The organism is Vibrio sp. KUL80, assembly GCF_059725495.1.
Genome location: NZ_AP045841.1, coordinates 2948184 through 2967749, shown reverse-complemented (window position 1 = coordinate 2967749; position 19566 = coordinate 2948184). Strand labels below are relative to the sequence as shown.

The window sequence follows — 19566 nt, the reverse complement described above, 5'->3', positions numbered from 1 at the left end:
AAGTGAAGCGAGTTCATATTGTCGCCGCCATTATCTTTAACCAAGATAAGTCTCAAATCTACATTACCAAGAGACCCGATAACCTACACAAAGGCGGCTTCTGGGAGTTCCCAGGTGGCAAGGTTGAAGCAGGTGAAACGATTCAACAAGCCATTGCTCGTGAACTGTATGAAGAGATTGATATCAAAGTGACCGAGCAGATGCTTTTCGAACATCTTCTGCATGATTACCCTGAGAAGTCGTTAGAGTTCGATTTCATCTCAGTAACCGGTTTTGAAGGTGTGCCTTTTGGTAAAGAAGGGCAGGAAGGACGCTGGGTCAGTATCAATGAATTGGCAGACTACCGCTTCCCTGAAGCCAACGTGCCTATCTTGAACAAAGTCATCGAAAAATACCGTTAAAATTGGTAACTGTGCTAGCAGCCCTAATTGCTTTACGTTACATTGGTAGCAACACAAAACAACGGAGAATAGCGCAATGGTAAGAATTGCGATTGCAGGAGCAGCGGGCCGTATGGGTCGCAACCTAGTAAAAGCAACATTTCACAACAAACAAGCGACCGTGGGAGCGGGCTCAGAGCGCCCAGAGTCTTCACTCGTTGGCGTTGATGTTGGTGAACTATGTGGTGAAGGGCGCTTTGATGTCGCGCTGGTCGATGATTTAACCAAGTCGATTGAAGACTTTGATGTGATTATCGACTTTACTGCACCGAAAAGTACCCTTGCGAATCTAGAGCTGTGCAAACAGCATGGTAAAAAAATGGTTATTGGTACCACAGGCTTCAGCGAAGAAGAGAAAGAGCTCATCGATGAAGCGGCTAAGGTGGTTCCGGTTGTCATGGCACCAAACTACAGCGTTGGTGTAAACCTAGTATTTAAACTGCTAGAGAAAGCAGCGAAGGTCATGGGTGACTACTGTGATATCGAAATCGTAGAAGCACACCACCGCCATAAAGTTGATGCGCCTTCTGGCACAGCAATTGGTATGGGTGAGGCGATCGCGGGCGCGATGGGTAATGAGCTTAATGATGTGGCGGTCTACGCTCGTGAAGGCATTACGGGTGAGCGAACTCGTGATGAAATTGGCTTTGCGACGATTCGCGCTGGTGACATCATTGGTGAGCACACTGCAATGTTTGCCGATATTGGTGAGCGTGTTGAGATCACACACAAGGCCACCGATAGAATGACCTTTGCCAATGGTGCGGTTAAAGCTGCGGTATGGCTCAATGATAAGCCTGCTGGTTTCTATACCATGACCGAAGTACTCGGATTGGATAGCATTTAATAAAGAGCGCCTTCAAGGCGCTTTTTTTATACCTAAAAATCGTCAGCTACTTGATGCGATGAACTACATAAATATTCTGGAACTTATAACCAATGTCATTACGTGAGAAGAGTTGGTGAAAGAGTGTGAATGGGTGCAAAGTAAACGAATTAGTGCTTTTTTATATGTATTTTTGTGGGTTTAAGGTGATTTTTTTCTTTAAGTGGCTATTTTTCATTGTTATCTGAATTTGGCCATCGTTTGCGCAAATACTTGTTGAGTTTTTGATGTGGTCACGGGTTGTTTCAATGAAGAAAAACTATGCTAGTCGATAACTCGTTGAAATTGGCATGGCAAAAGTGCATTTTTGGCGCTTTTAAGCAAAAAATTCGTTAGTGACTATAAAAAGTGAATTTATTTTTCCATGCTTGTTGACACAAATCGTCGGCATCATTAGAATACCGCCAATTTGTCTGAACTACCTGAAACCGCTTATTTATGGCGAAGAGGAAGGCAGATTTGCAATTTAATTTAAAATTTATGCATTTTTATTCTGGAGGTTGTCTTGAGTAAATCAGCACTGTTAGTCCTAGAAGATGGGACAGTGTTCCGCGGTGTTTCCATTGGAGCAGATGGTTTATCCGTTGGTGAAGTTGTTTTTAATACCTCGATGACGGGGTACCAAGAAATCCTCACTGATCCTTCCTATTCTCAACAGATTGTCACTCTTACTTACCCTCATATTGGCAATACTGGTACTAATAAAGAAGACGAAGAGTCTTCAGCAATCCACGCACAAGGCCTTGTGATCCGCGATCTTCCTCTTATCGCTTCTAACTTCCGTAATGAACAGTCACTTTCAGACTACCTTAAGTCTCAAAACATCGTTGGTATCGCAGATATCGATACACGTAAGCTGACTCGTCTTCTACGTGAAAAAGGTGCACAAAACGGCTGTATCGTTGCTGGTGATAACCTAGACGAAGCGCTAGCGCTGGCGAAAGCAAAAGAGTTCCCTGGCTTGAAAGGTATGGACCTTGCGAAAGAAGTAACAACGCAAGAAACGTATCAATGGAAACAGGGTTCGTGGACACTTGAGGGTGGCCTTCCTGAAGCGAAAGACGACAGCGAGCTGCCATATCACGTTGTTGCTTACGACTTCGGTGCAAAACGCAACATCCTACGCATGCTTGTAGACCGCGGCTGCCGCCTAACAGTGGTTCCTGCGCAAACTTCTGCTGAAGACGTGCTTGCACTTAACCCGGATGGCGTATTCCTATCAAACGGCCCTGGTGACCCAGCGCCATGTACTTACGCTATCGAAGCAACAAAAGTATTCCTAGACAAAGGCCTACCAATCTTCGGTATCTGCCTTGGTCACCAAATCTTGGCTCTAGCGTCTGGTGCGCAAACAGTGAAGATGAAGTTTGGCCACCACGGTGCAAACCACCCAGTTAAAGACCTAGACCGTGACGTAGTAATGATTACTTCACAGAACCACGGCTTTGCTGCGGATGAAGAGACGCTTCCAGAGAACCTACGTGCAACGCACAAATCTCTGTTCGACGGCACACTTCAAGGTATCCACCGTACAGATAAGCCAGCGTTCAGCTTCCAGGGTCACCCTGAAGCGAGCCCAGGTCCACACGATGCAGCGCCATTGTTTGACCACTTCATCGACCTAATCAAAGAACACAAAGCGTAATTCGGAGTAGTTGAGAATGCCAAAACGTACTGACTTAAAAAGTATTCTAATTCTTGGTGCTGGCCCAATCGTTATCGGTCAGGCTTGTGAGTTTGACTACTCAGGTGCTCAAGCGTGTAAAGCACTGCGCGAAGAAGGTTACCGAGTTATCCTTGTGAACTCGAACCCAGCAACTATCATGACTGACCCAGACATGGCAGATGCAACTTACATCGAGCCTATCCAGTGGGAAGTGGTTCGTAACATCATCGAGAAAGAGCGCCCAGATGCAGTACTGCCTACTATGGGTGGTCAGACTGCACTTAACTGTGCTCTAGACCTAGAAAAACACGGCGTACTTGCTGAGTTCGGTGTAGAGATGATCGGTGCAACGGCTGACGCTATCGATAAAGCAGAAGACCGTTCTCGCTTCGATAAAGCGATGAAGTCAATCGGCTTAGAGTGTCCACGTGCTGACACGGCGAAGTCTATGGAAGAAGCGTACGCGGTTCTTGATATGGTTGGCTTCCCTTGTATCATTCGCCCTTCTTTCACTATGGGTGGTACCGGTGGCGGTATCGCGTACAACAAAGAAGAGTTCGAAGAAATCTGTCGCCGCGGTCTAGACCTTTCTCCAACTAACGAGCTTCTTATCGATGAGTCGCTAATCGGTTGGAAAGAGTACGAGATGGAAGTGGTTCGTGACAAAGCGGACAACTGTATCATCGTTTGTGCGATTGAAAACTTCGACCCTATGGGTATCCACACTGGTGACTCAATCACAGTGGCGCCAGCGCAAACGCTGACGGACAAAGAATACCAATTGATGCGTAACGCTTCTCTAGCGGTACTGCGTGAAATCGGTGTAGAAACTGGTGGTTCAAACGTTCAGTTTGGTATCAACCCGAAAGATGGCCGTATGGTTATCATCGAGATGAACCCACGTGTATCTCGTTCTTCTGCTCTAGCATCTAAAGCAACAGGTTTCCCAATCGCGAAGATTGCTGCGAAGCTAGCGGTTGGCTTTACTCTAGACGAGCTAATGAACGACATCACGGGCGGCGCAACACCAGCATCGTTCGAACCAACAATCGACTACGTTGTGACTAAGATCCCTCGCTTCAACTTTGAGAAGTTCGCGGGCGCTAATGACCGTCTAACGACTCAGATGAAGTCAGTTGGTGAGGTAATGGCGATTGGTCGTAACCAACAAGAATCTCTACAAAAAGCACTTCGTGGCCTAGAAGTTGGCGCGAACGGCTTTGACGAGATGGTTGACCTAGACTCTCCAGACGCACTATCTAAAATCCGTCACGAGCTGAAAGAAGCGGGTGCGGAGCGTATCTGGTACATCGCAGACGCATTCCGTGCAGGTCTGTCTGTGGATGGTGTATTCAACCTAACGCAAATCGACCGTTGGTTCCTAGTTCAAATCGAAGAGATTGTGAAACTAGAGAACGAAGTAAAAGCAGGCGGTTTTGCGGGTCTTACTGAAGACGTACTTCGCAAGATGAAGCGCAAAGGCTTCGCGGATGCTCGCCTATCGACTCTACTAGGTGTGTCTGAAAGCGAAATCCGTCGTCTACGTGACCAGTACGAGATTCACCCTGTTTACAAGCGCGTTGATACCTGTGCGGCAGAATTCTCATCTGACACAGCTTACATGTACTCATCTTACGATGAAGAGTGTGAAGCGCAGCCAACAGACAAAGACAAGATCATGGTTCTGGGCGGTGGTCCTAACCGTATCGGTCAAGGTATCGAATTTGACTACTGCTGTGTACACGCGTCTCTTGCACTGCGTGAAGACGGTTACGAAACCATCATGGTTAACTGTAACCCAGAGACAGTATCAACGGACTACGACACGTCAGACCGTCTGTACTTCGAACCTGTAACGCTTGAAGATGTACTGTCAATCGTACGTGTTGAGAAGCCAAAAGGTGTTATCGTTCAGTACGGTGGCCAAACTCCACTGAAACTAGCTCGTGCTCTTGAAGCAGCTGGCGTGCCAATCATTGGTACTAGCCCAGACGCTATCGACCGTGCAGAAGACCGTGAGCGCTTCCAAGTTGCTGTAGACCGTCTAGGCCTACTACAACCAGAAAACGCAACAGTAACCACGCTTGAACAAGCAGTTGATAAGTCTCGTGAAATCGGCTTCCCATTAGTTGTACGTCCTTCATACGTACTAGGTGGTCGTGCGATGGAAATCGTATACGACGAGCAAGACCTACGTCGCTACTTCAACGAAGCCGTAAGCGTGTCTAACGAATCACCAGTACTTCTAGATAGCTTCCTTGACGACGCAGTAGAAGTAGATATCGACGCTATCTGTGACGGCGAACGTGTGGTTATCGGCGGTATCATGGAGCACATCGAGCAAGCAGGTGTTCACTCAGGTGACTCAGCATGTTCACTTCCGGCTTACACACTAAGCGCAGAAATCCAAGATGTGATGCGTGAGCAAGTTGAGAAGCTAGCGTTCGAGTTGGGTGTACGCGGTCTAATGAACACTCAGTTTGCGGTTAAGAACAACAAGGTTTACCTAATCGAAGTAAACCCACGTGCAGCTCGCACAGTACCGTTTGTTTCTAAAGCAACAGGTGCACCGCTTGCGAAAATCGCAGCGCGCGTAATGGCAGGTCAATCTCTAGAGTCTCAAGGCTTTACCAAAGAGATCATCCCACCATACTACTCTGTGAAAGAAGTCGTACTGCCGTTCAACAAGTTCCCAGGTGTTGACCCACTACTAGGCCCAGAAATGCGCTCTACTGGTGAAGTTATGGGTGTTGGCGCAACGTTCGCAGAAGCTTACTCGAAAGCAGAACTTGGTTGTGGCAATGTTTACCCAGAAGGCGGCCGCGCACTACTGTCTGTTCGCGAAGGCGACAAGCAACGTGTTGTTGACCTAGCCTCTAAGCTAACTAAGCTTGGTTACCAGTTAGATGCAACACACGGTACAGCGGTAATCCTAGGTGAAGCGGGCATCAACCCGCGTCTTGTGAACAAGGTACACGAAGGCCGTCCACATATCCTAGACCGCATCAAGAACAACGAGTACACCTACATCGTGAACACGACTGCAGGTCGTCAATCGATTGAAGACTCAAAAGTTCTACGTCGCGGCGCTCTGGCTGAGAAAGTGAACTACACAACAACGCTAAACGCAGCGTTTGCAACGTGTATGGCTCACACTGCTGATGCGAAAGTATCAGTAACGTCAGTACAAGAGCTGCACGAACAGATCAAAAACGCTTAATCGCGTAACACAATAAGAATAGAGAGGTGAGTTATCACCTCCTAGACAACCTCATTGCCCGCTCATTTGAGCGGGCTTTTTTTACCTGCCCAATAAATGATTCCAACCTGGAATAGGTTTGTATCGGTGGTTTCGCTAGTTTTAGCAGCGCTGCTGGATACAATTTCACAAAATTTCTTTTGAGCTTCCCACATGGACGTAACTTACGACATTCTTGTTTTACTGTTTTTTGTCGCTGGCTTGGCTGGTTTTATTGATGCTATGGCTGGTGGAGGAGGACTGTTGACTCTACCCGCACTACTCTCTGCTGGCGTGCCACCGACACAGGCACTCGCAACGAATAAGCTGCAGAGCTCGTTCGGCAGTTTCTCTGCGACCTGGTATTTCGTTCGTAATGGTATTGTCGATCTTAAAGATATGCGTCTCGCGATAGCCTGTACCTTTGTCGGCTCTGCTATCGGAGCTGAGTTGGTTCAGTATATTGATGCAGGGGTGCTGACGAGCTTGATTCCTGTGCTGCTACTTGGTATCTCGCTCTATTTCTTACTGGCGCCGCAAGCCGGAGAAGGTGGAGGCAAGCCAAAGATGTCAGAAACCTTGTTTGCGTTTTCTGTTGGCACCGGTGTCGGCTTTTACGATGGTTTCTTCGGTCCAGGCACGGGTTCTATTTTTACTATCTGCTTTGTGGCTATTGCTCAGTTATCAATTGTGCACGCGACTGCACGTACCAAGGTGCTTAACTTTACCTCGAACCTAGCTGCCTTAATCTTCTTTATTATCGCTGGTCTGCCTGTATGGGAGATTGGATTGGTGATGGCTGCTGGTGGCTTCTTGGGGGCAAGGATGGGCGCTAAGGTCGTGGTATCTAAAGGTAAGAAGTTTATCCGCCCATTGGTGGTGATTATGTCGATGGTGATGGCATTAAAGCTACTTTGGGAACAGCATCCTCAATGGTTTCAATCACTGTTTTAAGGCGAGCTTGTTTAAGCGCACTCGGTCTATAAATAACGTGAACTGGACGCGTCAGTGCAGTCAAAAACTCAAAGTCGAAACATAAAGCCTCGCTGATGTGCAGTGTTTTGATAATAGACAGTGGCACAAGTGCTGGTGAAACTCCTCGAATCGCCAGTTGAGCGGCGGCGGTATACGAGTCCATCTGCATGCTGGGTGAAATTCCAGCCTGCTGCAATAACCCTGCTTGATAAGTGTTGGCGGGATTATTCAAGTCATTGGTAATCACACTAGTAGGAGGGTGGATTAGCGGCTGCTTGCTGACGACCTTAAAGGGCTCGTCAAAGAGATGCGTGGCGATAAGTCCAAGCCGTGAGTTCAGGTGTCCGGCACATAAACCGACAGCCGCTTCTCCTGATTTGACGTGCTCGACTATTCGGGGAGTATGATTGGTCGTGACGGTCAGAAAGCTATCTTGCGCCAACAGTTGCGGCATCACTTCACTCAAGTAGCCTGCAACCAGCGTCTCAGAGCAATCGAGTCGCAAAATAGATTGCTTCTCAACGTTTTGCTCTTCGGCGATAAGCCCTCTTAGCTCATTTAAACTCGGACCGACGCGTTCAATCAGTGCCTCAGCTTCTGCGGTGAGTTTAATCTGCCGACCTTCAGGTTCAATCAGGGTCTTTCCTAGCCGCTTTTCTAGGTTAGCGATACGCTTGCTCACCGCTGACTGACTGATATAAAGCCGACTTCCGGCTCTGCCCATCGTCTTTTCTTGCGCGAGCACAAGCAGTGTTTCAATACCCTCTAGAAGCATGTGTCTTTTGATGAAAGAATGGAATCAATAGTTAAAGACTAGCATGCTGCAAACGAAATGCCGACAGGCATTTCGCTATTCTTCTCGGCACAGAGACTTCGTTTTCACATTGTCTTCGGCGCCCGCTTTGTCATTCGTTTTGTTATCGCTCGCCGTTTGCTGAATGGGCGTACTGATAACCACCTTATAACCTTCTTCTTGTCCTTCTGCAGGGACGAAGTCGACAAAATGTTGAATGCTGCTTAGCTCATCTTCGACGTAGTGTGAGACGTAAAGAAGCTGGCTCAGGTTTTCTTTGGCGATCAGCTCGAGTGCGTTCATCACTAGTTTACGACCAAGGAAATCTAAACCCTGGTATGGCTCATCTAAGATAAGTATGGTTGGCTGCTTGATGATGGCGCGCGCGATAAGCAACAGCCTCTGCTGGCTATACTCTAGAGACTTAAAGGAGGTGTCTCGCAGCTCGGACATATGCAGTAGTGTCAGCCATTCATTTGCTGCCTCAATTTGTTTCTGACTGGGCTTGTCATAGAGACCGATAGAGTCAAAGAATCCAGACAATAAGACATCACGAGCACTGCAGTTGACTCGATACTGTAAATGTAGCGACGAAGAGACCATGCCTGTGTGCTGCTTGATATCCCAGATAGTTTCTCCGCTGCCTCGTTTGATTCCATAAATCTCGATGTCATTGCTGTAGCACTGAGGGTGATCACCAAAAATCATCCCAAGCAAGGTGCTTTTGCCGCAGCCATTTGGACCACGGACTTGCCAGTGCTCGCCATTGTTGATTTGCCAGTTGACACCAGAGAAGATTTTTTGGTCGACGTACTCAACGTTACCGTCTGTGATCTTCACTAGAGGATCAGTAAATTTTGCACTGTGTTGATGCTTGCGAATTAAGGCTAACCACTGCTCGCTTTGCTGTGAAGACTGTGCAAGTAACTGCGAAATAATTGGGTGCTCACGCCATTGGTTGTAACTTAGCTGTTCTTTGAGTTCGCCATTCTCGAACATGGCCACGTGAGACATCCACGTTGGCACTTCATCTTCACGTGAGGTGATGACCACCAATTGAACGTGAAGTGACAGATCACGCAGATAATCGGCGAGCATTTTACGATGCAACTTATCAAGACCGACAAATGGTTCATCAAGGATAAGTACCTTTGGTGCACAAGCAAGTGCTCTGGCAAGCATTACGCGCCGCGTCTCGCCAGTGGAGAGTTGTTTGAAGCCTCTATCTTTTAAGTGAAGTAGGTCGAGCTCTTGAATAAGCTGTTCAATTACCTCAGGGTTATCTGAAAACTCAGAGACTAGTTGGTAGACGGTGCGACCATAATCGATACGGTCAAGGAAGTCGGTGTCGTCATTAGCGTTTTCGAGCTCAAGCAGCCTTTGTTGCTCGGCAAGAGAAACCTGTGCGATTCGAGTGTGCGGTTGGCAAACGGTGCCAGAGTCAGGAGTGAGTTCATTACACAGTAGATCGCCAAGCAAACTGCCGACATTGCCATGGGTTTCGAACACAGCCCAATGCTCACCAGAGCGGATTGTCCAATCTAGAATCGACAATGAAAGTGGGTGATTTAGCGAGACATGATCAAATGTAATATCCATAGACGTTTCCCTGTCCGAATGCATAAGCGAGTAGGTTTTAACCAACATACTAAAGCAACAGGGAAAAATGAAGAGGATGACGGGAGAAATGACATTCTCCAGTCATCAAATCTTGAATCTATTTGTCGAGTGCAAAGGTGGGTAGCGAAAGATGCCAGCGAATTGCACCCAGTCGAATCACCAACGTAGCGACGACACAGCACAGGAAGGCGCTGCCCGTTGATGCGCCCATCATTAGAGCCCCTACATGAAAGGTACCGCCAATAATACAAGCCGTTGCGTACACTTCACGTCTTAATACCATCGGAACTTCTCGGGCAAGAACGTCACGAATAATGCCACCGCCACAACCCGTTAATACGCCCATGATGACGGCAATCAAATACGAATCCTGGAACATCAGTGCTTTTTCAACACCAATGCCGACAAATACCGCGAGACCTATTGCATCACATACTGGCAATACATACCAAGGTAGTCTCCTTGGATGCCTGACCAGCATCATAGTGGCAATACAGGTCACGATAATCACCCAGATATAGGTGGTATCCGTTATCCAAAAAACAGGTGTTGCACCTAGCGCCATATCGCGAATGGTTCCACCACCGATGGCGGTAACACTGCCAAGTACCATGACACCAAAAGGATCCATCCTAAGTCTTCCTGCAAGTATCACTCCCGATATTGCAAACACTGCCGTACCAAATAGGTCGACTAAATAGAGCATGGAATCCACAGCTATATTCTCACTGAAGAAAAGTAATAGGAAAGTGCGCTAATTTTACGGGATTTAACGTTTGCGGATAGCGAATCTTACCTGAATGTGATCGAGCTCTCATTATTTTTGGGTTCGTACCCAATCAAGATGTTCACACACTTGAGTGACAGCGAGTAAGGTCCTAGGTGTTGGGCGGTTAAGCCAATCTGACTTGAGGGCCCAGATATGCTCATTCTCAACTGCAGGCAGTTCTTGCTGCCATTTTTGCCACATATTGCCGTTTGCCATGGCGTGCTCTGAGGTGAAGATAGCTTCAGGTTGGCGCACGATCACCTGTTCGGGACTGACTTGAGGATAGGGTGCCTTGCTGCTGGCAAAGATGTTTTCTCCACCACAAAACTCAAACACCTCACTTGGCCAGTTACCATCAGAAAGCGTAATAATCGGCTTCTCACTGAGCTGGTAGAAATAGCGAACTTTCTGCTTGGTGTCGTATTTCTGTTTGAGTTTGGCAAGCGCTTCACGAAACTGCTGCGCGGCATCTAGACCTACTTTGGAATTATCCGCGTATTGGCTAAGCGCCTCGAGATTATTGGCAATGCCATCGAGTGATTTTGCTTTAGAGTAATAAAGGTTGAAGCCAAGCTGCTCAAGTTTCTCTAACTCTCTAGCTGGGTTCCCTGTTGGCCACGCCAAGATAAGATCGGGCTCCAAGGCCACGATTCGCTCTAGCTTAATGCCTTGATAGTTTGCAACACGCTCAAGCTTTTGAGCTGCTTCTGGGTAGTCGCTGTATTCGCTTACCGCCACCAACTTATCACCAAGTCCTGCGGCGTAGGCAAGCTCGGTGGTATGTGGCGCAAGGCTGACAATGCGCTCGATGTCGGTGTTCGCCATTGGCGAGGCGAGCGATGAACCGCTGGCAAGCAGAGCGAGTAGCCCAACATACGTGTTATTCATGAGTTACAACCCTTGATAGATGATGAACATCGCTGCGCTTTGCAGCATCAGCCAAATATAGATTCGCCAAGCTAGGTGTTTCTGAACTTGAGCGATATGAATAGCCGCAGGTGCGATTTTTCCACCAATGCGTGCTCGTTGTAATTTCTCATCCCCATAAATAGCGGGACCACCCAGCGCTAATTCAAAACGGTTGGCATAGCCACAGATAAGCCAGCTCGTCGCTGAATTGGCCCATGCTTTGGCTTGGCTAAGCGTTTGTTGAACGGCTTTAGCTGACATACCAAGTAGTACAGTAAGAGAGAAGAGTTTTTGCGGCACATAATCGACCACCATAAACAACCACGCAGCGGGCTTGCCAAAGGTGGCATAGCCGGGTTTATGCGGACTCCAATTGCGTGCAATCTCCGCGCATAGTCGATACATCAGTGCGCCAATACCCCCTGCGACGCCGTACCAAAACAAGACGCCAATGACGTTTCTAGCATATCCCATGATGACGCTTTCAGCGCCCGCTTTGCCAAGTCCTAGCAATGACAGAGAGGCGGTGTCTCGATTGACTCGAGATGAAAGCAAATGCCGGGCAGTGTGTTTGTCTTCCTTGGCGAGTGCGTCGATAAAACGTCGAGCAAATAACTCGTTACCACGCCACTCAACGGCAAGCAGCAAAAGCGCCAGTTGATAAAATTCCGCTTTCCACACCAAAGATTGCAGTGCTATGAGTACAGCGAGTGTGGGCAAGGTTAGTAAAAGCAGAGCAAGTGAGCCAGAGAGTCTTTGCTGCTGACTCGAGGCGTTAGGCTGATTCACCTTTTGGGCGATATTGGTGAGCAAGAGTTGCCAAAATCGCACTGGGTGCGCCGCTGGTGGGATAGGAATGAGTAGATGAAACAAAAGTGCACCCCACAGAGTTAGGAGTGCACCATTGGCATATAAACTCTCGAAAAAAGAGCTCATTGACGTCGTCCTTGTACGTTAAGTTCTTGGCAAGAACGTCTGCTTATTTAAGCAGTTCAACCATTTTAACTACCATTTCAGACGAGCTTTGCGCCGCTAAAGGTAGGAACTCTTCAAAGCTCATTGGTGATTCTTTATCTGCAACATCAGAAATGGCACGAACCACAACAAATGGTGTGTTGAATTGGTGACATGTTTGCGCAATAGCAGACGCTTCCATTTCTACAGCGATAACACCAGGGAAGTTCTCACGGATGAATGCTTGACGCTCTGGGCGGCAAACGAACTCATCACCAGTACAGATCAAACCGCGTACCGCATGCTTGTCTTCCATTTGTGCGAGTGCTTTCTCTGCCACATCCATTAGCTTTTGGTCAGCAGTGAATGCCGCTGGTTGACCTGCCATCTGACCAATCTCGTAGCCAAATGCTGTCACGTCAGCATCGTGGTGACGAACTTCAGTCGAGATAACCACATCACCTAGGTTAAGAGAAGACTCAAAGCCACCTGCAGAGCCTGTGTTAATCACAACATCTGGTTGGTAATCGCTAAGAAGAATCGTCGTGCCCACTGCAGCGGCTACTTTACCGATACCTGATTGAAGTAGCACTATATCAACATTGTGAAGTTGACCCGTAAAGAAGGTACAACCGCCTTTTTTGGTTTCTTCTAGGTTAGTAAGTGCTGCTTTTAGGATGGAAACTTCTTGTTCCATTGCGCCGATTACGCCGATTTTCATAGAGATTCTCTCAAGTTGGAAAACGTATTTTGGCGTGCAGTATAGCAACAGTCGCCTCGCTTCCCAACCTTTGCGAGATTGAGCAATTAGGGATTTGCGATGATCAATCCAGTTTCGATGAGCTTAGCGCGAAAGGCTTCAACCCGCTTCCGATTGACATCAAAATCGTAGTAGCCGATGCGTGCCTCAGAGCGAACTCTCAGTTCCCCATCTTGGATTTTTACCTCCATATCATCAACATAACGGAACACGCTGGAGGTGTATTCAACCCGTAGGTAGTTGTCATCAATGGCGGAAACCTCTGCATTATCGAAGCTTAAAGCGACGGTTTCGATTTGGTTGATGTTGGTATTGGGGGCGAGTTTGAAAGGGGCGAGATTAAATTCTTCACGGCTATCTTGGGTAGAGACGCAGCGAGGACTGTCTCCACATGGCTCGTCAGTGCGGTCCGTTGTGGTTTTGTAGCCAGCTCCGCAGGCCGTAAGAAAAACGATGGAGGAAAGCGTTAATAGCTTGGCTTTGGTCATGATGTTCCCTTAAACAAAAGCCCAGCAGAGCTGGGCTTAACGTATTGTTGTTTTCACTCTATACATCTAAGAAGTCTAGTATGCCTTCTGCCGCTTTGCGTCCCTCGTCAATGGCGGTAACAACCAAATCAGAGCCACGTACCGCGTCACCTCCGGCGAAGATCTTCTCATTGGTGGTTTGATACATAAACTCTTGAGATACAGGCGCTTTAATGCGACCCCATTGGTCAAGGTCAACGCCATAAGGTTCTAGCCAAGACATCTGATGTGGCTGGAACCCGAATGCCATGATCACCGCGTCGGCTTCCAGTACATGTTCGCTGCCTTCTACGGGTTCTGGACGGCGGCGACCGGCTTCATCGGGTTCACCCAGAGCGGTTTTTACAACTTTAACGCCGCAGGCATTACCATTGGCATCAACCTCAATGCCCAGTGGCTGAAGGTTAAACATAAAGTTAACCCCTTCTTCACGGGCATTTTTCACCTCACGTCTGGACCCTGGCATGTTGGCTTCGTCTCGGCGATAGGCACAAACCACACTACTCGCACTTTGACGAATAGAGGTGCGAACACAGTCCATCGCCGTATCGCCACCACCGAGTACTACGACCTTCTTACCTTTCATATCAATGAACGGTTGCTCACCATCAAGCTCCATGACCTTGTAGGTGTTTGAGATAAGAAACGGTAGGGCATCAAAGACGCCAGGTGCGTTCTCGTTCTCGAGGCCCGCTCGCATATTTTTGTAGGTCCCTACACCAAGGAAAACGGCGTCATACTCTTCAATTAACGTCGCCATCTCAACGTCTTTGCCGACTTCTGTGTTGAGCTGGAACTCAACCCCCATCTCAGTAAAGATGCGGCGGCGGTTTATCATGACGTCTTTCTCTAGTTTGAAAGAGGGAATACCAAAGGTGAGTAGACCTCCAATCTCGGGATAACGATCAAAGACGACGGGCTTAACACCATTACGTGCTAGAATATCGGCAGCGGCAAGACCTGCTGGTCCCGCGCCAATAATGGCCACTTTCTTATCCGTCCATTCCACGTGAGACATGTCTGGCTTCCAGCCCATCTCGAACGCTTTGTCGGTGATGTACTTTTCGATATTGCCGATAGTGACCGCACCGAAGTCGTCGTTTAGTGTACATGACCCCTCACACAGGCGATCTTGCGGACACACTCGACCACAGACCTCTGGCAAGCTGTTGGTTTGATGTGAGAGTTCAGCCGCTTCTATGATACGTCCCTCGTTGGCTAGCTTTAGCCATTGTGGGATGTAGTTGTGAACTGGGCATTTCCATTCACAGTATGGGTTACCGCAGTCGAGGCAGCGATCGGCCTGAGCTGTCGCCTGCTGCTTGGTAAAGGGTTCGTAGATTTCCACGAACTCGATTTTGCGAACCTTAATCGGCTTTTTAGCTGGGTCGACGCGGTTCACATCAATAAATTGGTATACGTTCTGGCTCATTATTCTGGCTCCTTCCAACTACTGTGCTTGAACGCGCAGCTCTGCAGCGCTTCGGCTTTGGTGACCAAGTAAGGTGCGAAGATCCGCAGCCTTTGGCTTGACGAGATAGAACTTCGGAATCCATTCATCGAAGTTCGCCAGAATGTTTTCGGCGTGCACTGAGCCTGTCTCTTCTAGGTGCTCAGCGATAAGTCCGCGTAGATGCTCTTGATGGATATACAAATCAGACAGCGAAATCGCTTCTACCGATTCCGTGTTGACGCGACCTTTAAAGTCCTCATTGCTATCCATGACGTAGGCAAAACCACCTGTCATACCCGCACCAAAGTTAACGCCAGTCGCGCCAAGAATCGCGACGATACCTCCAGTCATATACTCACAGGCATTGTCACCAGCTCCTTCAATCACAGCAATGGTGCCGGAGTTGCGCACTCCAAAGCGTTCCCCTGCGGTACCTGCAGCAAAGAGCTTACCGCCTGTCGCGCCGTAGAGGCAGGTGTTACCAACGATGGTGGCGTCATTGCAAGCGAAGGTGGTACCCACGTGAGGCTTGATAACCAACTTACCGCCAGCCATGCCCTTGCCAACATAGTCATTGGCGTCGCCCGTTAGGTATATTTCTACGCCGCCAGCATTCCAAACGCCGAGTGATTGGCCTGCAGTACCATCGAGATACAGTTTGATTGGACTCGTCGCCATACCTTGGTTGCCATAGCGCTTAGCAACGCTACCAGAGAGTCTTGCGCCCACAGAGCGGTCGGTGTTTCTTACATCGAAGTAGAAGCTACCACCGGCTCTGCTTTCTACTGCAGCTTCGGTTTCTTCGATAATCTTTTGGTTAAGCTCCGCTTTGTCAAACGGCTGATTGGGCTCAGTCCAATACAGAGGATGAGATAGCGGCGATACTGGCGTTTCGAGGATACTCGACAGATCAAGCTTGGATTGCTTCGCCGTCATGCCCTCTACGGCTTCCAATAAATCCGTTCGACCGATTAGGTCGGTGAGCTTTTCTACCCCTAACTTAGCGAGCAGTTCGCGCACTTCATCTGCAAGCCCAGTGAAGTAGTTGACCACCATTTCAGGTAAGCCCTTGAAGTACTCTTTACGCAGCGTTTCGTCTTGCGTTGCAACGCCTGTTGCGCAGTTATTGAGGTGACAAATTCTCAGGAACTTACAACCCATTGCGACCATAGGCGCAGTACCGAAACCGAAGCTCTCTGCGCCAAGAATGGCTGCTTTCACAACGTCTAATCCGGTTTTTAGACCGCCATCGACTTGGAGTCGGATCTTATGACGAAGGTTATTGGCAACCAGTGCCTGCTGGGTTTCGGCAAGACCGAGTTCCCAAGGACAGCCTGCGTACTTGACCGATGTCAGTGGGCTTGCCGCCGTACCGCCATCGTAACCAGAGATGGTAATGAGGTCGGCATAAGCTTTGGCAACGCCGGTAGCAATCGTGCCAACACCCGGCTCAGAAACCAGTTTTACCGATACCAGGGCATCTGGGTTAACCTGCTTCAAATCGAAGATAAGCTGCGCTAAATCTTCGATGGAGTAGATATCGTGATGCGGAGGAGGGGAGATGAGTGTCACCCCTTGCACCGAGTGACGCAGCTTAGCAATTTCGGCTGTCACCTTATGCCCAGGAAGCTGTCCGCCTTCACCTGGTTTTGCGCCTTGAGCGACCTTGATTTGCAGGACGTCGGCATTAGTGAGGTAGTGTGGTGTCACCCCAAAACGGCCAGACGCTATCTGCTTAATGCGAGAGTTACGGTTGGTACCAAAGCGACGTGGATCTTCACCACCTTCACCAGAGTTGGAGTAGCCGCCAAGCTTGTTCATTGCCATGGCAAGTGCTTCATGCGCCTCTGGGCTCAATGCCCCAATGGACATCGCGGCTGAGTCAAAGCGTTTAAATAGCTCAGTATTAGCCTCAATCTGTTCGAGCGGTAGTGCTTGGTCCGCTTTTTTCAGCTTCATCAAGTCACGCAGCATCGCAGTAGGGCGGTCGTTCACTTGCTTGGCGTAGGATTTATAATCTGCGGCATCACCGGATTTAACGGCTTGCTGCAGTGTACCTACGACATCAGGGTTGTACGCATGGTACTCACCATCGTGAACGTATTTGAGTAGACCGCCGTGTTCAACGGCTTTACGTTTTGCCCACGCCTTGCGAGAAAGGTTATACAAGTCTTGTTGGAAGTCGTCAAAGCTTGCGCCCTGGATACGCGTGGTGACGCCTTTAAAGCATAAGTCGACCACGTCGGTGTGCAGACCAACGGCTTCAAACAGTTGTGAACATCGATAGGACGCGATGGTCGAGATCCCCATCTTCGACATGATCTTGTAAAGACCCTTGTTGATGCCGTATTGATAGTTTTGCATCACGTCGCGGTAGCTTTTATCAATTGCCCCGTCATCGACGAGTTTACCTAGCGCTTCATAGGCTAGGTAAGGGTAGACAGCCGTCGCACCAAAGCCCATTAGTACAGCAAACTGATGTGGGTCACGCGCGGTTGCGGTCTCGACAATGATATTGGCATCACAGCGAAGGTTGGCGTCAATCAATCGTGTTTGCACCGCGCCAACTGCCATCGCTGCAGGAATAGGCAGCTTGCCTTTCACGAGCGCGCGATCCGAAAGTACTACAAGAACCGTCCCTTCTTTAACAACGGATTCTGCTTGATCGCAGAGATCGAGTAGGGCTTGCTTGAGATCTTTCTCGTTTGGATCGTAGTTAATATCGAGGATCGTATTGCGATAGTGCTTGTCGCTCAGTTCGAGTAGCTGCTGCATGTCAGAGTAAAGCAGTACAGGTGAGTCGAAGGTCACACGATAGGCGTGTCCGTCGGTCTCACAGAATACGTTCATTTCCTGACCGACACTGGTCGCAAGCGACATCACATGTTTTTCACGCAGTGGGTCGATAGGCGGGTTTGTTACCTGAGCAAATTTCTGGCGGAAGTAGTCCGTTACCAAACGCTCTTTTGAAGACAGTACCGCCATCGGTGTATCGTCACCCATAGAGCCAACGGCTTCTTGGCTCATATCGCCGAGCACACGAAGCACCTGGTCGGTTTCTTCGTTGGTCATGGCGAATTGTTTTTGGTAGGTCTTGAGCAGAGTCTCATCGAAGCTACGTTCACCGACCTGATCGTCAGTCAGCGCACTAAATGGCGTGAGCTTATGTACGTTGTTTTCCATCCACTCACGATATGGGTGGCGGCTTTTGAGATCATTGTCGATGTCATCGGAGTGCCACAGCTCGCCTTCTTGAGTATCGACGACGAGCAGCTCACCAGGACCGACGCGTCCTTTCTCTGCCACTTCATCTGGAGCGTAATCCCAGATACCAACCTCAGATGCAAGCGTAATAAGGTTGTCTTTGGTAATCACATAACGTGCTGGGCGCAGGCCATTGCGGTCAAGGTTACAGGCGGCATAGCGACCGTCTGAGAGCACGATACCAGCCGGACCATCCCAAGGCTCCATGTGTTTGGAGTTAAAGTCGTAGAAGGCACGAAGGTCTGGGTCCATGTCAGGGTGGTTTTGCCATGCTGGTGGAACCAGCATTCGCATCGCTCGGAAGATATCCATACCACCAGATAGGAATAGGTCGAGCATATTATCTAGGCTCGAAGAGTCTGAGCCGGTCTCGTTAACAAATGGAGCTGCCGTTTGCAGATCAGGGAGCAGCGGTGATGCAAATTTGTAGGCGCGAGCTTTCGCCCATTGGCGATTGCCTTCAATGGTATTAATCTCACCATTGTGCGCTAAGTAGCGGAACGGCTGTGCCAATGGCCAACGTGGTTGTGTGTTGGTAGAAAAGCGCTGGTGGAACAAACAGATCGATGATTCCATGCGAAGATCAGCAAGATCGAGGTAAAATCGCGGCAGATCGGCCGGCATACACAGACCTTTGTAGACGATCACCTGAGTCGACAAACTACAGATGTAGAAATCTTCGTCTTCAGTGATGCGTTTTTCAATACGGCGCTTGGCGATGTAAAGGCGTCTTTCTACATCTTGTTCGCGCCAACCTGCTGGTGCAGAGATGAAAACTTGGACGATATTTGGTAATGAACTGAGTGCGATAGGACCGAGTACGTCTTCATTGGTTGGCACATCACGCCAGCCAGCTATCGTCAGAGTTTCTTGAGACAATTCTTGGTTGATGATGTCTTTTGCAGATTGGGCTTTAACCGGGTCTTTGGATAGGAACATCATGCCGACGGCATATTGTTTACCTAGGTTCCACTCGTTTTCTTCTGCAATAAGCCGGAAATAAGAATCGGGTTTTTGAAGTAATAAACCACAACCATCGCCTGTTTTTCCATCTGAGTTGATGCCGCCGCGGTGAGTCATGCGGTCCAGTGCTGAGATTGCGGTGCGAACCAGTTTGTGGCTTGGTTGACCTTGCATATGCGCAATAAGGCCAAATCCACAGTTGTCTTTTACAAGACTTGGATCGTAAAGAGCCATTGCCTTTCTCCCTTTGAGCTTGCTGTCATCCTGACAGTAAATTAATGCTTTTTAATGACTTTTTGTTGTTATTTGAGTCAAATTTTTAGTCGTTAATCGTTAACAATTTGCATCT

General features: G+C 48.6%; 14 protein-coding genes. 5 read left to right on the top strand and 9 right to left on the bottom strand.

Annotation, left to right across the window (positions count from 1 at the left end; translation table 11 throughout):
- The first annotated feature begins 2 nt into the window (after positions 1-2).
- From mutT to AC6I8U_RS13575, 5 genes are all read left to right on the top strand, one after another.
- Positions 3-401 carry an 8-oxo-dGTP diphosphatase MutT gene (mutT, locus tag AC6I8U_RS13595; protein ID WP_498017165.1) on the top strand — a complete coding sequence of 133 codons (399 nt, stop codon included), beginning with the start codon at positions 3-5 and terminating at the stop codon, positions 399-401.
- A 76-nt stretch (positions 402-477) separates the two neighbouring features.
- The gene (gene dapB, locus AC6I8U_RS13590; RefSeq protein WP_498017164.1) at positions 478-1287 is read left to right on the top strand and encodes a 4-hydroxy-tetrahydrodipicolinate reductase; all 810 of its coding nucleotides are present in this window, start codon (positions 478-480) and stop codon (positions 1285-1287) included.
- Between the two features lie 544 nt (positions 1288-1831).
- Complete coding sequence (gene carA, locus AC6I8U_RS13585; RefSeq protein WP_112459856.1) at positions 1832-2971, top strand: glutamine-hydrolyzing carbamoyl-phosphate synthase small subunit; 1140 nt, start codon at positions 1832-1834, stop codon at positions 2969-2971.
- Between the two features lie 16 nt (positions 2972-2987).
- Positions 2988-6212 carry a carbamoyl-phosphate synthase large subunit gene (gene carB, locus AC6I8U_RS13580; RefSeq protein WP_498017163.1) on the top strand — a complete coding sequence of 1075 codons (3225 nt, stop codon included), beginning with the start codon at positions 2988-2990 and terminating at the stop codon, positions 6210-6212.
- 192 nt (positions 6213-6404) lie between these two features.
- Positions 6405-7184: a TSUP family transporter gene (locus tag AC6I8U_RS13575; protein ID WP_234494501.1), complete on the top strand. Its 780-nt coding sequence runs from the start codon at positions 6405-6407 to the stop codon at positions 7182-7184.
- Here the strand turns inward: AC6I8U_RS13575 and AC6I8U_RS13570 are convergent.
- The 9 genes from AC6I8U_RS13570 to gltB all read right to left on the bottom strand — a co-directional run bounded on the left by AC6I8U_RS13570 (position 7114) and on the right by gltB (position 19451).
- Complete coding sequence (locus AC6I8U_RS13570; protein WP_498017162.1) at positions 7114-7980, bottom strand: LysR family transcriptional regulator; 867 nt, start codon at positions 7978-7980, stop codon at positions 7114-7116. The two genes, AC6I8U_RS13575 and AC6I8U_RS13570, sit on opposite strands and share 71 nt — an antisense overlap.
- A 75-nt stretch (positions 7981-8055) precedes the next feature.
- Entirely contained in the window at positions 8056-9597 is a 1542-nt protein-coding gene (gene modF, locus AC6I8U_RS13565) for a molybdate ABC transporter ATP-binding protein ModF (protein WP_498017161.1), read from the bottom strand.
- Positions 9598-9715: 118 nt separating this feature from the next.
- The gene (locus AC6I8U_RS13560) at positions 9716-10333 is read right to left on the bottom strand and encodes a TRIC cation channel family protein (protein ID WP_234494498.1); all 618 of its coding nucleotides are present in this window, start codon (positions 10331-10333) and stop codon (positions 9716-9718) included.
- A gap of 102 nt (positions 10334-10435) precedes the next feature.
- A complete protein-coding gene (gene btuF, locus AC6I8U_RS13555) occupies positions 10436-11275 on the bottom strand; it encodes a vitamin B12 ABC transporter substrate-binding protein BtuF (RefSeq protein ID WP_498017160.1) in 840 nt (279 codons plus the stop codon).
- A gap of 3 nt (positions 11276-11278) precedes the next feature.
- Complete coding sequence (locus AC6I8U_RS13550) at positions 11279-12232, bottom strand: cobalamin biosynthesis family protein (protein ID WP_498017159.1); 954 nt, start codon at positions 12230-12232, stop codon at positions 11279-11281.
- 43 nt (positions 12233-12275) lie between these two features.
- The gene (gene mtnN / locus AC6I8U_RS13545; RefSeq protein WP_128647980.1) at positions 12276-12971 is read right to left on the bottom strand and encodes a 5'-methylthioadenosine/S-adenosylhomocysteine nucleosidase; all 696 of its coding nucleotides are present in this window, start codon (positions 12969-12971) and stop codon (positions 12276-12278) included.
- Positions 12972-13057: 86 nt separating this feature from the next.
- A complete protein-coding gene (locus AC6I8U_RS13540; RefSeq protein WP_498017158.1) occupies positions 13058-13498 on the bottom strand; it encodes a DUF1499 domain-containing protein in 441 nt (146 codons plus the stop codon).
- 58 nt (positions 13499-13556) lie between these two features.
- Positions 13557-14969: an FAD-dependent oxidoreductase gene (locus AC6I8U_RS13535; RefSeq protein ID WP_234494496.1), complete on the bottom strand. Its 1413-nt coding sequence runs from the start codon at positions 14967-14969 to the stop codon at positions 13557-13559.
- 18 nt (positions 14970-14987) lie between these two features.
- Positions 14988-19451 (bottom strand): glutamate synthase large subunit, encoded by a 4464-nt coding sequence (gltB, locus tag AC6I8U_RS13530; protein ID WP_498017157.1) that lies wholly within the window; start codon positions 19449-19451, stop codon positions 14988-14990.
- Positions 19452-19566 lie beyond the last annotated feature (115 nt).

Excerpts from the sequence above, each read along its gene's own strand:
- dapB (WP_498017164.1), top strand. The coding sequence starts at position 478 with ATGGTAAGAATTGCGATTGCAGGAGCAGCGGGCCGTATGGGTCGCAAC.
- carB (WP_498017163.1), top strand. The coding sequence starts at position 2,988 with ATGCCAAAACGTACTGACTTAAAAAGTATTCTAATTCTTGGTGCTGGC.
- AC6I8U_RS13575 (WP_234494501.1), top strand. The coding sequence starts at position 6,405 with ATGGACGTAACTTACGACATTCTTGTTTTACTGTTTTTTGTCGCTGGC.
- AC6I8U_RS13570 (WP_498017162.1), bottom strand. The coding sequence starts at position 7,980 with ATGCTTCTAGAGGGTATTGAAACACTGCTTGTGCTCGCGCAAGAAAAG.
- modF (WP_498017161.1), bottom strand. The coding sequence starts at position 9,597 with ATGGATATTACATTTGATCATGTCTCGCTAAATCACCCACTTTCATTG.
- btuF (WP_498017160.1), bottom strand. The coding sequence starts at position 11,275 with ATGAATAACACGTATGTTGGGCTACTCGCTCTGCTTGCCAGCGGTTCA.
- AC6I8U_RS13550 (WP_498017159.1), bottom strand. The coding sequence starts at position 12,232 with ATGAGCTCTTTTTTCGAGAGTTTATATGCCAATGGTGCACTCCTAACT.
- mtnN (WP_128647980.1), bottom strand. The coding sequence starts at position 12,971 with ATGAAAATCGGCGTAATCGGCGCAATGGAACAAGAAGTTTCCATCCTA.
- AC6I8U_RS13540 (WP_498017158.1), bottom strand. The coding sequence starts at position 13,498 with ATGACCAAAGCCAAGCTATTAACGCTTTCCTCCATCGTTTTTCTTACG.
- AC6I8U_RS13535 (WP_234494496.1), bottom strand. The coding sequence starts at position 14,969 with ATGAGCCAGAACGTATACCAATTTATTGATGTGAACCGCGTCGACCCA.
- gltB (WP_498017157.1), bottom strand. The coding sequence starts at position 19,451 with ATGGCTCTTTACGATCCAAGTCTTGTAAAAGACAACTGTGGATTTGGC.